The 14,709-nt window shown below is 64.3% G+C and carries 13 protein-coding genes and 1 pseudogene; 5 read left to right on the forward strand and 9 right to left on the reverse strand.

The features are described 5' to 3' along the window. Positions 1–295 precede the first annotated feature (295 nt). Both CLU86_RS14245 and CLU86_RS14250 read left to right on the forward strand, forming a co-directional pair. Positions 296–604 (forward strand): DUF485 domain-containing protein, encoded by a 309-nt coding sequence (locus CLU86_RS14245; RefSeq protein WP_099658808.1) that lies wholly within the window; start codon positions 296–298, stop codon positions 602–604. Beyond that, complete coding sequence (locus CLU86_RS14250) at positions 601–2,334, forward strand: cation acetate symporter (protein ID WP_099656706.1); 1,734 nt, start codon at positions 601–603, stop codon at positions 2,332–2,334. Before CLU86_RS14245 ends, CLU86_RS14250 begins: the two co-directional genes overlap by 4 nt. 618 nt (positions 2,335–2,952) lie before the next feature. Here the strand turns inward: CLU86_RS14250 and CLU86_RS14255 are convergent. From CLU86_RS14255 to CLU86_RS14300, 9 genes and pseudogenes are all read right to left on the reverse strand, one after another. Then, on the reverse strand, positions 2,953–3,921 hold the full coding sequence (locus tag CLU86_RS14255; RefSeq protein ID WP_099742062.1) for a porin: 969 nt from the start codon (positions 3,919–3,921) through the stop codon (positions 2,953–2,955). 273 nt (positions 3,922–4,194) lie between these two features. Then, positions 4,195–4,890, reverse strand: a complete 696-nt coding sequence (locus CLU86_RS14260) for a 3'-5' exonuclease (RefSeq protein WP_099742063.1) — start codon at positions 4,888–4,890, stop codon at positions 4,195–4,197. Next, positions 4,890–6,707 (reverse strand): DUF294 nucleotidyltransferase-like domain-containing protein, encoded by a 1,818-nt coding sequence (locus tag CLU86_RS14265; protein WP_099742064.1) that lies wholly within the window; start codon positions 6,705–6,707, stop codon positions 4,890–4,892. Before CLU86_RS14265 ends, CLU86_RS14260 begins: the two co-directional genes overlap by 1 nt. 202 nt (positions 6,708–6,909) lie before the next feature. Then, positions 6,910–8,025: pseudogene (locus CLU86_RS14275) on the reverse strand (ISAs1 family transposase). 79 nt (positions 8,026–8,104) lie between these two features. Beyond that, a complete protein-coding gene (locus tag CLU86_RS14280; RefSeq protein ID WP_099742067.1) occupies positions 8,105–8,770 on the reverse strand; it encodes a 2-hydroxychromene-2-carboxylate isomerase in 666 nt (221 codons plus the stop codon). A gap of 101 nt (positions 8,771–8,871) precedes the next feature. Continuing rightward, positions 8,872–9,150: a DUF1289 domain-containing protein gene (locus tag CLU86_RS14285; protein ID WP_099656712.1), complete on the reverse strand. Its 279-nt coding sequence runs from the start codon at positions 9,148–9,150 to the stop codon at positions 8,872–8,874. Continuing rightward, the gene (locus CLU86_RS14290; protein ID WP_099742068.1) at positions 9,147–9,692 is read right to left on the reverse strand and encodes a YbaK/EbsC family protein; all 546 of its coding nucleotides are present in this window, start codon (positions 9,690–9,692) and stop codon (positions 9,147–9,149) included. The genes CLU86_RS14285 and CLU86_RS14290 overlap by 4 nt, the downstream gene beginning before the upstream one ends. A gap of 63 nt (positions 9,693–9,755) precedes the next feature. Continuing rightward, the gene (locus CLU86_RS14295) at positions 9,756–10,664 is read right to left on the reverse strand and encodes a hydroxymethylglutaryl-CoA lyase (RefSeq protein ID WP_099742069.1); all 909 of its coding nucleotides are present in this window, start codon (positions 10,662–10,664) and stop codon (positions 9,756–9,758) included. A 63-nt stretch (positions 10,665–10,727) separates the two neighbouring features. Then, on the reverse strand, positions 10,728–11,660 hold the full coding sequence (locus CLU86_RS14300; protein ID WP_099742070.1) for a LysR family transcriptional regulator: 933 nt from the start codon (positions 11,658–11,660) through the stop codon (positions 10,728–10,730). A gap of 110 nt (positions 11,661–11,770) precedes the next feature. Here CLU86_RS14300 and CLU86_RS14305 point away from each other — a divergent pair, with 110 nt between their 5' ends. From CLU86_RS14305 to CLU86_RS14315, 3 genes are read left to right on the forward strand one after another with little or no spacing between them, the layout of a single operon-like run. After that, the gene (locus CLU86_RS14305; protein WP_099742071.1) at positions 11,771–12,769 is read left to right on the forward strand and encodes a 3-hydroxyacyl-CoA dehydrogenase family protein; all 999 of its coding nucleotides are present in this window, start codon (positions 11,771–11,773) and stop codon (positions 12,767–12,769) included. Continuing rightward, complete coding sequence (locus CLU86_RS14310) at positions 12,766–13,623, forward strand: 3-keto-5-aminohexanoate cleavage protein (RefSeq protein WP_099742072.1); 858 nt, start codon at positions 12,766–12,768, stop codon at positions 13,621–13,623. Before CLU86_RS14305 ends, CLU86_RS14310 begins: the two co-directional genes overlap by 4 nt. A 60-nt stretch (positions 13,624–13,683) precedes the next feature. After that, entirely contained in the window at positions 13,684–14,709 is a 1,026-nt protein-coding gene (locus CLU86_RS14315) for a tripartite tricarboxylate transporter substrate binding protein (RefSeq protein WP_099743582.1), read from the forward strand.

Below are 14,709 nucleotides of genomic sequence, written 5' to 3' on the forward strand. Positions count from 1 at the left end.
AACAATTCTCCGGCGCAGGAAGCCTGGATCAGTGCCAACCCTTATGGCGTTTTTCTTCATGCGAGAAATCGGCGTTTTTTCGAGTGAAAACGCCGGACTCTGTCCAATGGGCGACGCAAGGCGTTGGGGTAAATCCGTACCCCGCCCCTACGGGGGAACCCTGCCAAGGACAAACCCCTAGACCAACGCGCGCCCTGCGTAAGTGGGCGGTCAGTCCCCGTTTTCAGAATCGTTCTCGGCATGTAGCGGCATTCGCATGGCGCTGCAGAAGATCCCGAAACCTATGGAGATGAACATGACCGACCCCGTGGCAGAAAGAATTCAGAGCCACCCGAAGTACCTGGAGCTCAAGCGCGAGCGCAACCGTTTTGGTTGGCTGCTTACCGCATTGATGCTTTTCGTTTATTACGGGTACATCGCACTGATCGCCTTCAACAAGCCCTTCCTCGCGCAGCCCATCGGTAACGGTGTCACCACGCTGGGGGTCCCCCTGGGCTTTGGCGTCATCGTGTTCACCATCGTCATCACCGGCATCTACGTGCGCCGCGCCAATGGGCGCTATGACGCATTGACCCAAGCCATCCTCAAGGACGCCGCACGATGAAAACGCAAAACTTCGCTGCCACTGCGGCAGCCCTCGCCGCGCTGGCCTTCGTCCCTCTGGCCCATGCAGCCGGTGGAGATGTGGGTGAAGCGGCCAAGCAGTCCACCAACTGGACCGCCATCATCATGTTCGGTCTGTTCGTGGCGGGCACGCTCTGGATTACCAAATGGGCCGCAGCCAAAACCCGCTCGGCGGCTGATTTCTACACCGGCGGCGGCGGCATCACCGGCTTCCAAAATGGCTTAGCTATTGCAGGCGACTACATGTCGGCCGCATCGTTCCTGGGCATCTCTGCGGCGGTGATGGCGTCGGGCTACGACGGCCTGATCTACTCGATCGGCTTTCTGGTAGGCTGGCCCGTCATCACCTTCCTTATGGCCGAGCGGCTGCGCAACCTGGGCAAGTTCACCTTTGCCGACGTAGCGGGTTATCGCTTTCAGCAAACCCCCATCCGTGCGTTTGCCGCCAGCGGCACGCTGGTGGTGGTGGCGTTCTACCTGATCGCCCAAATGGTGGGCGCAGGCCAGCTGATCAAGCTGCTGTTTGGCCTGGACTACTGGATCGCCGTGGTGCTGGTCGGTGGACTGATGATGGTGTATGTGCTCTTTGGCGGCATGACAGCCACCACCTGGGTGCAGATCATCAAGGCCTGCCTGCTGCTGGCCGGGGTGACCTTCATGGCCTTCATGGTCATGGCGCAGTTTGGCTTCAGTCCCGAAGCGCTGTTTGCCAAGGGCGTTGCGGTGAAGACCGCAATTGCCACCAACTCTGGCAAGCCTGCCGAAGAAGCCGCCAAGATCGGCCTGGCGATCATGGGCCCCGGTGGCTTTATCAAAGACCCCATCTCCGCGATCAGCTTCGGCATGGCACTGATGTTCGGCACGGCCGGCCTGCCCCACATTCTGATGCGCTTCTTTACTGTGCCTGATGCGAAGGAAGCCCGCAAGAGCGTGTTCTGGGCCACCACCTGGATCGGCTACTTCTATGTGCTGATCTTCATCATCGGCTTCGGCGCCATCACACTGGTGCTCACCAACCCTGAGTTTGCAGACACCGTCACGGGCGTCATCAAAGGCGGCGCAGGCACCGCCAACATGGCCGCCGTGCTGGTGGCCAAGTCGGTGGGTGGCGACGTTTTCTACGGCTTCATCTCTGCCGTGGCCTTTGCCACCATCCTGGCGGTGGTGGCAGGGTTGACACTGTCGGGCGCCTCTGCGGTGTCGCACGACCTGTACGCCACGGTGTTCAAGAAAGGCAAGGCCGATAGCGCCGCCGAACTGCGCGTATCCCGCATCACCACGCTGGCGCTGGGCCTTGTGGCCGTGGTGCTGGGCATCGTGTTCGAAAAGCAGAACATCGCGTTCATGGTGTCTTTGGCCTTTGCCATTGCCGCATCGGCCAACTTCCCGGTGCTCTTCATGAGCGTGCTGTGGAAGGACTGCACGACCAAGGGCGCTGTGATCGGTGGCTTCATGGGGCTGGTCTCCTCCGTGGGCCTCACGGTGGTATCACCCTCTGTGTGGGAAGCGGTGCTGGGCAACCCCAAAGGCAGCGCACTGTTCCCCTATACCTCGCCCGCCTTGTTCTCCATGGCCATTGGTTTCGCGGGCATCTGGATCTTCTCGCTGCTTGACCGCAGCGCGAACGCCCAACGCGAACGGGCCGCCTTCCCTGCGCAGCAAGTGCGCTCGGAAACCGGGCTGGGCGCCTCCGGCGCATCGGGCCACTGAGCGATTGCCGGGCCTGGCGGTACTTCAGGCGCTGCGAAGCAGCCGCCGCCAGGCTCCCGCCAAACTCACTCATCAAGGGCGGCAACAGCCCGTCAAGAGCCCCCTGCCAACGCGCAGGGGGCATAGGCATAGGGCAGCACCCACAGTGTGCCCGCCCTCATCTCCCCAAATTCCTTCTGAAGCCAGTCCGCAGGCGAGGGCGCGCGGTCTCTCCACACTAAGCCCTCCGTGGGGATGGCAGCGCCTGCCAAAGCCCTTGGGAAAGGCCAGCAGGTACCTCAAGTGTCCAACAGATCGACACCTTCAGAGGCGGCTGAAACAGATGTTCCGGCAAGAGATGGCGATTGCCAGAACTCACTGGAGTAGATGCTCATCTCGCACATCCACGCCATACAGACCCAAAACCCCCGCCCTCCTGGAAACTCGGCAGAACACGGCAAACAGCGCAGCAGGTTGGCGGGGATGGGCAAGATAACCTCCCCAGCGGTCCGGCTTGCCACCCACCATCACCTCCGTTGCTAGGCCCCAAAGCAAAAAAGCCTCGCATCCCAAAGGATGCGAGGCTTTTTCTCTATCAAGCCAAGACTGGCAACCTAGGCTGCCAGCATTGAAGCCCAATTAGAAGTTGTGGCGGATACCAACGGCCACGGAGCTGAAGTCAGCACCAGCCACGCCAGATTGGTAAGCAGCGTTGCGGCTGTTGTTCACGTGGGTGTAGTAACCGTACACCTTGGTGCGCTTGCTCAGGTTGTAGTTGTAGCCCAGAGTGTATTGGGTAGCGTCGCTGTCGTTCAGGTTCTTGTACTCACCAGCGCGGCCCACGTTCACGTGGAATTCGGAAGCGCCCAGGTTGTAAGCACCAGCCAGACGGAAGGTGTTGCGCTTGCCGCCGTTCAGGACGTAAGCGTCTTCGTCACGCTGAATGTAGCCGCCAACGGTGAAAGCACCGAAGGTGTACAGAGCGCGGGCTGCGAATTGGTTCACGTCGCCTTGCTTGGAGTAGCCAGCGCCCAGGGCCAGAGCACCCAGGTTGTAGTTGGCAGCCAGATCAAAAGCGTTCTTGCCAGCCTTGCCGGTAGGCTGCTCGTGCAAAGCCACAGCGGCGTCAATGGTCAGGCCACCGAAAGTGGGAGTGCGGTAAGCGATCTTGTTGGCATCGGGCATCACGTAAGCGTAGAACGCATCGGACGACGAACCGGTGTCATGGTTGTGCATGCTGACGTAGTCAGCAGTGGCGTAGTAGGACTCAGCAGTGAAACGGCCCAGACGCACGGCACCGAAGCCGCCGGACAGGTTCACTTCGCTTTGACGGCCGAAGAAAGTAGTGGCGGAAGCGCCAGTGTCAGAGTTGAAGCCGCTTTCCAGTTGGAAGCCAGCCTTCAGGCCGCCACCCAGGTCTTCAGAACCCTTGAAGCCGAAACGCGAGGAGTTGTTGAACAGGCCAGTGGTCTTGGCATCGCCCACTTCTTGGCGTTCCACCGTGGTGTTCACACGGCCATACAGCGTAACGCTGCTTTGAGCGAAAGCAGCGGTGGTGGTGCCCAGGAGAGCCAGCACAGCCAGTGCCAAACGATTCGTCTTTTGCATGAGGTTTCCTTGTTTGCTTTTAGTCCATCAGGAGGAGTGGCATCTCAGCTTGTGCGGGGTCTCCGCCCGAGCTGCAGCTACAACTTGCGAAATTTTAGGTGTTACACCCTGCCGAACTGGCTGCAAATCGCCACCAACGCCTTGATTTATGCATTTACGCAACACTTTGAAACGCCTCCGTCAAAATTCTGCAACGTTTTTCACGGCGAACCACCGTTTTCAAACCCTGGAGATGTCCTGCATAACTCCCTGGGGTCTTTGATAGCGCGGCCCTCAGGAAGAACGCAAGTGCTTTAACTTGATGAAAGCCAGCGCCGCCATCACCGCATCGTTGATGGCATCGTGCGCATCGCGTTCAGGCAGCTCCAGGTCGCGCATCAAGGTGCTCAGGCGCAGGTCGATGTCCGCGTTGGCGTGCTGCTGGTAGGGGGGCAACTGGTGGAACTTGTAGTCGTAGTACATCGCCGACACCTCGATGCACGGCTGCGGCAAGCCAATGCCCAGCAAGGGGCGCACGGCCCGGTTGAGCATGGCCACGTCAAACTCCAGGTAGTACCCAACGAGCGGGCGGCTGCCGACGAAGGCCAGCAGCTGCTCAATCGCTTCGTGCAGCGGCAGGCCGTCGGCGAGGTCTTGCGTGCGCAGACGGTGGATGCGTACGCTGTGTGCAGAGACGGCGCGCTCGGGCCGCACCAGCAGTTCCAGCCGCTCGCTGGTCAGGATACGGTCTCCCACAATGCGCACGGCGCCGATGGAGACGATCTCGTCACTGCGGACGTCCAGGCCCGTGGTTTCGCAGTCCAGCGCCACCCACTCATTCGCAGGCGGCGGCTGCAGCAGTGGCTGAAAGCGGGCATCGCGCAGGCGGTGGGCCAGCCAGCGGCGGCGCAGCGCCCCCCAGCCGGGCACCAGTTGCGGGCGCTGCCCGTCGGCGCCTGGGCGTGCCCAGCCCGTCAGCGCGCTGCCCATCACAGCGCCCCCAGGTGAAAGCGGGTGCGCAGCAACTGCTGAAAACGCTTGACCACGCCCAGTGCGTCCTTGAGCAGATCCCGGTCCAGGCTGCTGAGCTGCGGCAGCGTGACCGTGCCACTCACCGGCCTTGCCTGTGCCTGCTCGGCCAGTCCGGTCTTGAGCTTGAGGGCCATGAGCACGTGCAGTGCCTCCACCAGGTCCTCCCCCTCGCCCGGCGACAAGGCACCCAGGCCCACCAGCGCCTGCACCCGCGCCGTGGTCGAGGTGGCGCGCACCTGGTGCGCCAGGGCCAAGCTGCGCACACCATGCACCAAGGGAAAGAGCCCCTCCTTCTTCAAGTGCAGCGGTGCGGGCGATTCGCCCAACGAGAACAGCTTGCTCAGCCACCCGCCATGCGATCCAAAGGCGTCGATGGCGGCGGCAAACCGGCCCAGCAAGGCGTCGTTGTCGGTGGCCGACTGGTGCAGGCTGTCACTGACCTGGGCCAGCAGCTTGGCGTCACCCGCCACGGCGTGGGCGTCCATGAAAATGGCCAAGTGCATGAGGTTGTCGCCATCGGGCTGCCACACCCATTGGCGCAGCGTGGCCACAAAATCGGGTACCGAACGGCGCCAGGCGGGGTTGCTGAGCATGATGCCGCCAGGGCACGGGGGGTAGCCAAACTGGCCCAGTGCTTCCGAAAACTGCGCACAGATCTCGGCCAGATCGGCCGGTGGTGCATAGCCCTCACGCAAGACCAGGCCGTTGTCCTGGTCGGTCTTGAGCAGCTGCTCACCACGCCCCTCGCTGCCCATCACAAAAAGGCAGCTGTTGGCCACCAGCTCAGGCGGCGCAATGAGCTGCCAGGCCCGCTCAAACAGCCGGGCATTGAGCTGCTGCACCAGCCGCGCAATCAAGCCCACCCGCGAGCCGCTGCGAAACAGCAGCGCAATCACCTTGCTGATCTTAAGCGCCGCGCTGCCCAGGCTCTCCAGGTCGCGGGCCTGCTCGATTTGCAGCGTGACGATGTGCGACTGGTTGGAGAGGTAGCTCAGCAAATCCAGCGCTTCGAGCACGCCCAGCATCTGCCCGCCCTCTTCCACCACCAGGCGGTGGATGCGGTGGTGCAGCATGATGGCCATGGCGTCGCCCAGCGGCTCCGTGGAGCGGATCTCGATCAGCGGGTACTTCGACCAGTCCCCCACGGGCATGGACTGCAGGGGGCGCCCATCCAGAATGGCCTGCTGCAGCAAGGTGCGGCTGAAAATCCCCTTGCGCCCCGCCACCGCGTCCAGCACCACCACGCTGGAGGTGCGCTGCTCGCGCATCAGGCGCACCACGCTCAGGATGTCGGTGCCCGCATCCACGCTGTGCACCGGCCGCAAAAAGGCCTCGCCCACGCGTGACAGGCTCAGCGACGGCAACTCGCGCGGCTGCTGGCGTTCGGCCAGCACACTGAGCTTATGCCCCAGGTCAGAAAACAGCAACGCGCCAAACGTGGCGTTGCTGGCAATCAACTCAATCACCGTCTGCCGCGCCAGCTGGTAGGCCACCACCTCTTGCGCCGCCACAAACCGGCTGCTGACGCGCCCGGCCACCAGGCTGCGCCCGTCAAAGCAATCGTCCGGCCCCAGGGTGGCCACCACGTCGCCATCGTCGAGCTGCTGCACATAGCCTTTGACGATGACGAACAGGTGCAACGGCGTCGCCCCAGGCTCCAGGATCACCGCGTTCTGCGGAAAGTAGGCAATGTCCACACTGCCGCGCACCTGGCGCTGTTCGTCCGGGTCCAGGCAGTCAAAAGGCGACAAGGAAAACGGAAAGGCGTTGGGCATGCGGGGCTGTCTCCAAGGTGTGCAACCAAGTGCGCCCATTGCACCACCGCGCGCTTGCTGGGGGCTTGCAATCGCACGGCCCAGCGGTCCGGGCAGGCACTTTGCCAAAACCCAAGACAAATTGACCGCCAGCGCTTTATCTACAAGCGCAAGCAGCTATACATTCAATAGCAAAAAACTCAGGCCTTCAGGGCGATCGCATCTAAACGGCGATGCCCAAGAGGAGTTCCAAATAACCCAGACTCCACCCCGCGCGCTTGCGCTTGGCCTGCAGGCCGATCTTCACCGAGGTGTCATTCTTGAGCACCTGCAGCGCCATGCGTCGCAGCACCGTTTGGTTGTGCGGACTTTGATCCTTGTATGACTGCGCTGCATCCTCGCGCATCGCTACATCCAAACTCCAGTGCAACTGGTTCTCTACGCTCCAGTGCGCGCGAATGCTATGCGCCAGCACATGCGCCTGCGTGTGTGCTGGCAAACTGCTGATGTAGTAGCTCACCTCTTCGCTGTCCGGCTGGCCCGCCTGCTGGCGCTGGCGCACGACCTGCACCACGCTGGCCAGCCCCGGTCAGTGGGCTGCCGCTCGTTGCAACGCCTCGGGCACAGGGCTGAGCCGGTAGCTGCGTAGTTCCTGACGCCCGTGCCCGCTGCAGCTCTCGGTATAGGTGTTCTCATCGAACCGCTCTTGGCTACCCTGCACTTCAAAGTGCTTTTGCACCACTTGGTGCATGTGCCGCTGATTGCCCTTGAGACTCAGCACATAGTCCGCGCCATGCTCGTGAAGCTGCTGGGCGATGCTCTTTTGGCAGCCGATGGCATCAATGGTGACGATGCAGCCTTGCAGGTGCAGCAAGCGCAGCAACTTGGGGATGGCCGTGATCTCGTTGCTCTTGCCATCGACCTTGCACTGGCCCAGCAGCAACCCCATGTCAGCCGCCCAGGCGCTGACCATGTGCAGTGGCCTGCGAGCATCTCCTTTGCTGCTGCCGCGCACGCTTTTACCGTCAATGGCCACCGTGCCGTGCACCCTGCCTGCCACCTGGGCGAGCCATTGTTGACAGGCCAGCTCCAACTCGTTGGCATCGAGCAGGCGAAACACCCGTGCAAAGGTATCGTGCGAGGCAATGCCTGAGGGCAGTGGCACCAAGCGCTCAAACCAGTCTTGGTGCTGTTGGCCGAACTCGGCCATCTCTACGCAGTTGTCTGCGCCTGCAATGGTGGCGCACAGCGCTACTACCAAGATCGATTGCAGTTCGTGGCGGCGTGTGCGCTGCACGCGGGGATCGGGAATGTTTTGCAGGTATTGCAGCAGGCTCATCTCAACAGCGTTTGGCAAATGACTCAAGCGCTGCAGTGTCGCCGGGTTTAAGGCTCACTTTTAGATGCGATTGCCCTGCTCAGGCCTTGCGTTCGGCGGGCGTCGGCAGGCCGGATGGCACCTGCTGCACCGCATCCCACTGCGGGCCGTCAAACCAGGCGTCCCCCGCCAGGTAGGCCCGCAGCATGGGCAAGCCGTCGAGCCCCCAAAACACCTTGCCATCCACCCCAAACGCGGGCACGCCAAACACCCCGGCGGCCTGCGCCGCCTCGGTATTGGCGCGCAGCAGCGCCTTGGGGGCATCGCTGTGCATGTCCTGCCCAGGGCGCATCTGCTCGCTCAATTGCGCGGCCAGCACCTTCAGCCGCTCGGCGTCCAGCGCGTCGTGCCCGCCCTGCCACACATGGCGCAGCACCGCACCCGCCACAAAGCGGTTGATGCGGCCGTCGTCACTGCACGCCAGCGCCTGGCGCAGCAATGGCAGCGGGTTGAACGGGTGGCGCGCAGGCATCTGCAGTGGCGTGCCCTGCGCGTGGCCCAGCCAGGTCACGTGGCGGTAGGTCCAGTCGCGCTTGGGGGCAATGCCCGCCGGGCCGGGGTTGCCGTGCTGCTGCAGCAAGGCCCCAAGCAGCACCGGCTGGTAGGCCACGCTATAGCTCAGGCCCTCCAGCGCATCGGGCAAACGCTCAAACGCCAGCCAGGCGTAGGGCGACACAAAGTCCAGATAAAACGTGATGTGCTTCATGGGCTGGGCTCCTGGGTTACACACAGAGGCTGAACCCGATCACGCACGGCGCGGCGCTTCGACAGGCTCAGCGTGAACGGATCTATAGGACTCGCGCCAATTCAAGACGCAACGCCATGCGCGGCCAACGGTGCAGGCAAGGCCACACCAGCCCGCTGCAACAACGTCACCCAGATGGCACGCCGCTGCGCACTGTCGGCGCCCGACCAGGCGCGGATTTCGTCAATCGTGCGAAAGCAGCCTTCGCAGCGCGTGCGGTCGTCCGTCAGGCGGCACACCGAAATGCACGGCGATGGCACCACTTCGTCAGAGTTCAAATCAAAATAGCCCGCATCGCTCATCAATAAAGCGCGAGCAGCTATGGATTCAGTAGCACTCATACGCCAGCGCTCCCTGTGACTGGGGCGTCCACCGGGGCCGCAGGTGCCACCGCCTGCACCACGTCCACCACTGGGGCGCCCGTCAGGCGCTGCAAGTCGCTCGGGTGCAGAGGAAACACGCCATGCGGATGGCCCGCAGCAGCCCACACCACGTCAAAGCGCAGCAGGTCCTGGTCAATCAGCGTCACGGGCGGTGTGGCATGGGCCACGGGCGAGACGCCGCCAATCGAAAACCCCGTGCGCGATTTGACAAAGTCCGCATCGGCGCGGCCCACCTTGCCCACATGGGCTTCGACCTTCTTTTCGTCCACACGCCGGTCGCCCGAGGTGACCACCAGCACGGCCACGTCGTCGCTCTTGCGCCGAAAAATGATGCTCTTGGCAATCTGCCCCACGGCAATGCCCAAAGCGTCGGCGGCTTCCTGTGCCGTGCGGGCCGAGTTGTCGAGCATGCGCGGGGCATGCGGGTGGCCTTTGTCCAGCAAGGCGGCAGCCACGCGCTGCACGCCATCGGGCAAGGGGGTCAGTTCACTTCCACACATAGGTCTATCCTCAAGGTCCACCGCGACGCAGCACGCACCGCGCTTTGAACAGGTTCTCTGCGCTCAACCCGCACGCCGGGTCAGCAGGGCATTGGCCGCACGCGAGTTGGGCTTGCGGTCCAGAAAGCCGCTAATGTAAGCGCCAGCGTCAATCAGCTGGTCCAGGTCAATCCCCGTTTCGATGCCCATGCCGTGCAGCATGTAGACCACATCCTCGGTCGCCGCATTGCCGGTGGCGCCCTTGGCATAGGGGCAGCCACCCAGCCCGGCCACAGAAGACTGGTAGTTCCACACCCCCAGCTCCAGCGCCGCCAGCGTGTTGGACAGCGCCTGGCCGTAGGTATCGTGGAAGTGGCCCGACACATCGTCGATGCCGAAGTGCTGCAGCGTCGCCTCCAGCGCCTTCTGCACCTTGCGCGGCGTGCCCACACCAATGGTGTCGGCCACATCCACCCGCTGCACGCCAATGCCTTTGAGCAGGCCTGCGAGGTAATCCACGCGCTCGGGTGCAATCTCGCCCTCGTAGGGGCAGCCCACGGTGCAACTCATGGCCCCCCGCACGCGGATGCCTGCCGCCAGCGCGGCCTGCACCACGGGCGCAAAGCGCTCAATGCTCTCGGCAATGCTGCAGTTGATGTTGCGTTGGCTGAAGGCCTCGCTGGCGGAGCCAAAAACGACTATTTCATCGGGCTTATCGAGCACCGCCGCCTCAAAGCCCTTGAGGTTGGGCGTGAGCACCGAATACGCCACGCCGCTCTGGCGGGTGATGCCCGCCATCACCTCGTGGTTGTCGGCCATCTGCGGCACCCACTTGGGGCTGACGTAGCTGGTGACTTCGATCTCTTTCAGGCCGGCCTGCTGCAGGCGGTGCACCAGCTCGATCTTGACGGCGGCGGGCACCGGGGTCTTTTCGTTCTGCAGGCCGTCACGGGGGCCAACGTCGATGAGGCGGACGCGGGAGGGAATGCTCATGGGGCTACCAAGGGTGGACAAGGAATCTCGCCATTGTCTCGCTACCGCCTCCACACGGCGACCTCATATCGTGCCAGACCATTCGCCGGACGTGCCATCGCCCTCCACCTCCTGCCGCAGCAGCACCACCATGGCCTGCGCCGCCAGCGACAGCGGCCGCCCGCGCAGCGTGATCAGCCCGATGGGCCGATGCAGCACGGGCGCCTTGAGCGGGCGTGTGACCACCTCGGGCCGGCGCACCACCTGGGCGGCCAACTCGGGCAGCGCGCTCACACCCAGCCCCGCCGCCACCATGGCCGCAATGGTGGCCAGGTGTTCCACCTCGTAGCGGGGTTCAAAGCGGATGCGGTGCGTCAGCAAGGCCTCTTGCGCGTACTGCCGCACGCTGGTGCCCGCGGGCATGGAGATGTGGTGCAGCTCGGCCACGTCGGCCCAGGCGATGGCACCCCGCCCACGGGCCAGGGCGTGCGTGCGCGGCATCAGCAGCACAAACCGGTCGGACACCAGTGGGGTGTAGTCCAGATCCGCATAGGCGGGGTTGGCGGCGGTGAGGGCAAAGTCCACCCGCCCGGCGCGCACCATGTCAAACGCCGGGCCCGCCAGGCTGTCGATCAGCTCCATCTGCACACCCGGGTGCTGCGCGGCAAACCGGGCAAACGCGCGGGGCACGGCCCCGGCTGCCAGCGACGGCAGCGCAGCCAGCGCAATGCGACCCACCTGCAGCTGCGCCACCCCCTGCACGCGGCGCACGGTCTCCTCCATCTGGTGACGCAGAAACCGCGCCTGCTCGGCAAACACCTCGCCCGCCAGCGTGAGCTGCACGGTGCGCGTCGTGCGCTCGAACAGGCGCACGTCCAGCATCTCCTCCAGCCGCGCCACCGTACCCGACACCGCCGACTGCGACAGGTGCATCTGCAAGGCCGTGCGCCGAAAACTCAGCGTCTCGGCCAACGACAGGAACACATCCACCTCGCGGGCGGACCAATTGATCTTCATAGCCGATCAGTCTATCGAAAAAGACGTCTGGACCGCGCAATGCGAGCCCCCTAGACTGAATTCAACGCAAGCACACCGCTTGAGCAAATTGAGAGCAACAAGGAGACACGATGGAGAACAGTTCGCCGCGCAACGCACGCACCGTGGTGGTAGGCGGAGGCACCATGGGGGCCGATGTGGCCGTGGTCCTGGCCCGTGGTGGCGCACAGGTCACGGTGGTGGACCCCCACGCCGCCCGCCGCGAACACTTGCGGCCGCACATTGCGCAGGAGCTGGCCGCCGCAGGCCAAGCTACCCACGCCGGCCCGGTGCAGGTGTGCGCCAGCCTGCAGGATGTGGACTGGAACGGCGTGGTGCTGGTGGTGGAATGCATCACAGAGCAACTGGCAGCCAAACAAAAGCTGTTTGCCGAGCTGGAAACCGTGGCGCCCCCCAACGCCGTGCTGGCCAGCAACAGCTCGGGTTTTCCCATCAGTGCCATCGCCCAGGGGCTGGCCACGGCGCAGCGCATGCTGGGCCTGCACTTCTTCATGCCCGCCCACCTGGTGCCCCTGGTGGAGGTGGTGCTGGGCGAGCGCAGCGACCCGGCACTGGGCACCTGGCTGCACGCCTTCATGCGCGGCTGCGGCAGCGTGCCGGTGCTGGTCAAGAAGGACAAGCCCGGCTTTCTGGCCAACCGCATGCAGCACGCGCTCTCGCGCGAGGCCTTTGCACTCATCGACGAAGGCATTGCCTCGCCCGAAGACGTGGACGCCGCCGTGCGCTTTGGCTTCGGCTTCCGCTTTCTGGCGGCGGGGCCGGTGCTGCAGCGCGACCACGCGGGCATCGAGGTGCACACCGCAGCAGCAGCCACCATGTACCCCACGCTGTCGAACACCGACGTACCCGCCCAGGCCTTGCGCGACAAGGTGGCCCAGGGCGAGCTCGGCATGAAGACGGGCAAGGGCTTTTTTGACTGGCCCGAAGACCGCAAGCAGGCCGAACGCGCGCGCTACGACACGCTGCTGCGCCAGGGCCTGGCCCTGCTTGCCAGCGAGCTGCCCACCATCGAGCCCCCCACCGACACGTCACAGACGGACACCCCATCGACCACCGGAGCCCGCGCATGAGTGCATCGCCCGCATCACCCACCATTGCCAGCCAGTGGATTGACCCGCTGATCGTGACCGTGGCGCCCAACGGCGCCTACAAGCAGCCTGTCGACCATCTGGCCGTGCCCATCACACCGGCCACGCTGGCCACCACGGCCAAGGCCTGCCTGGACGCGGGAGCGGCCATGCTGCACATGCACATACGCGACGCGCAAGGCCGCCACAGCCTCGATGTGGAGGGCTACCGCGAGGCGCAGCGCGTGGTGCGCCAGGCTGTGGGCGGCGCGATGGTCATCCAGATCACCAGCGAAGCCGCAGGCGTGTACCAGGCCCCCGCGCAGATCGCCATGGTGGAGGCCCTGCAACCCGAAGCCGTGTCCATCGGCCTGCGCGAAGTGGACAAGCCCGAAATCGGCGAAGCCGGACTGCAGCGCTTCTTCACTGGCCTGGCCCAGCGCCGCACCATGGTGCAGGTCATCCTGTATGACGTGGCCGACTTGCGCCGCTGGCAGGCACTGCGCGCCAGTGGCGTGGTGCCGGATGCGCCTTGGTTCCTGCTGTTTGTGCTGGGCCGCTACAGCGCGGGCCAGACCTCCAGCCCGCGCGATCTGCTGCCTTTTCTGAACGCCCATGACGGCAACGAGCCCTGGGCTGTGTGCGCCTTCGGGGCGGCAGAGAACGCCTGCGTGGCCGCCGCCGCCGTGTTTGGCGGCCACGCCCGCGTGGGGTTTGAAAACAACCTGCTGTGCAAGGACGGCAGCGTGGCCCCCGACAACACCGCGCTGGTGCGCCAGGCGGTGGAAGCCGCGCAGGCGCTGGGGCGCCCACTGGCCACTGCCACCGACATCCGAAAACGCTTCGGCGCAGCCTGAGAACCGTTATCCAACACCATCAGCCCACACCAGATGGGTTTCATCCTCCAGGAGACAGACATGCCCCACCCAACGCCTTTACCCTCACTGCGCACAGCCCGGCGCGCCCTGCTGCACGCCGCCTGCGCATTTCCGCTGGCCCTGGGCTTCGCAGGCCAAGTCGCCGCACAAGCAGCAGCCAACACCTGGCCCAGCAAGACCATCCGCTTCGTCGTGCCCTACCCGCCCGGCGGCCCCACTGACCTGATGGCTCGCATGCTGCAGCCCGAGCTACAAAGTCGGCTCGGTGTGACCGTGATCGTGGACAACAAAGGGGGCGCAGGTGGCAACACCGGCAGCGCCGAGGTTGCCAAGCAAGCCCCTGCCGACGGCCACACACTGCTGCTGGCTGCCAGTGGCCCCATGGCGGTGAATGCATCGCTGTACAGCAGCATGCCTTTCAACCCGTTGACTGACCTGGCCCCGGTGGTGCAACTGTCGGCCTTTCCTCTGGTGCTCGAAGTGCACCCATCGTTGGGGGTGAAAACGCTGGCCGAGTTTCTGGCCATGGCCAAAGCGGGCAAGCCGGTGCTGAGCTACGCCTCTGCGGGCAACGGCACGCCCCAGCACCTGGCGGGCGAGTTGTTCAACAGCACGCTGGGTGTGAAGCTGGCGCACATCCCCTACCGGGGCGCGGGCCCGGCGCTCAACGATCTGATCGGCGGCCAAGTCAATGTGATGTTTGACATCGTTGGCAGCTCGCTGCCCCATATTCAGGCAGGCAAGCTGATACCGCTGGCCGTGACTTCCAGCGAACGCGCCAAGGTGCTACCCACTGTGCCCACATTGGCCGAGGCTGGCGCGCCGGGCTACCAGATCACCGGCTGGCACGGCATTGCCGTGCGGGCAGGCACACCGCAGCCCATCATCGACAAGCTCAATGCCACGGTGAACGCTATCTTCAAGGAACCCGCCTTCCGCGCTAAATGGGAGGCCATTGGCACCCCCGTGGTGGCGGGCAGCGCTGCGGACTTTGGTGCGCTGATCAAGGCCGATGCCCAGCGCCTGGGCAAGCTGGTGCGCGATGCGGGCGTGACGGTGGACTGA

This window comes from Acidovorax sp. 62 (assembly GCF_002754495.1).
In the GTDB taxonomy this organism is placed as follows: domain Bacteria; phylum Pseudomonadota; class Gammaproteobacteria; order Burkholderiales; family Burkholderiaceae_C; genus Acidovorax.

Coding starts and splice junctions, on each gene's coding strand:
- CLU86_RS14245 (WP_099658808.1), top strand. CDS start 296: ATGACCGACCCCGTGGCAGAAAGAATTCAGAGCCACCCGAAGTACCTG.
- CLU86_RS14250 (WP_099656706.1), top strand. CDS start 601: ATGAAAACGCAAAACTTCGCTGCCACTGCGGCAGCCCTCGCCGCGCTG.
- CLU86_RS14255 (WP_099742062.1), bottom strand. CDS start 3,921: ATGCAAAAGACGAATCGTTTGGCACTGGCTGTGCTGGCTCTCCTGGGC.
- CLU86_RS14260 (WP_099742063.1), bottom strand. CDS start 4,890: ATGGGCAGCGCGCTGACGGGCTGGGCACGCCCAGGCGCCGACGGGCAG.
- CLU86_RS14265 (WP_099742064.1), bottom strand. CDS start 6,707: ATGCCCAACGCCTTTCCGTTTTCCTTGTCGCCTTTTGACTGCCTGGAC.
- CLU86_RS14280 (WP_099742067.1), bottom strand. CDS start 8,770: ATGAAGCACATCACGTTTTATCTGGACTTTGTGTCGCCCTACGCCTGG.
- CLU86_RS14285 (WP_099656712.1), bottom strand. CDS start 9,150: ATGAGTGCTACTGAATCCATAGCTGCTCGCGCTTTATTGATGAGCGAT.
- CLU86_RS14290 (WP_099742068.1), bottom strand. CDS start 9,692: ATGTGTGGAAGTGAACTGACCCCCTTGCCCGATGGCGTGCAGCGCGTG.
- CLU86_RS14295 (WP_099742069.1), bottom strand. CDS start 10,664: ATGAGCATTCCCTCCCGCGTCCGCCTCATCGACGTTGGCCCCCGTGAC.
- CLU86_RS14300 (WP_099742070.1), bottom strand. CDS start 11,660: ATGAAGATCAATTGGTCCGCCCGCGAGGTGGATGTGTTCCTGTCGTTG.
- CLU86_RS14305 (WP_099742071.1), top strand. CDS start 11,771: ATGGAGAACAGTTCGCCGCGCAACGCACGCACCGTGGTGGTAGGCGGA.
- CLU86_RS14310 (WP_099742072.1), top strand. CDS start 12,766: ATGAGTGCATCGCCCGCATCACCCACCATTGCCAGCCAGTGGATTGAC.
- CLU86_RS14315 (WP_099743582.1), top strand. CDS start 13,684: ATGCCCCACCCAACGCCTTTACCCTCACTGCGCACAGCCCGGCGCGCC.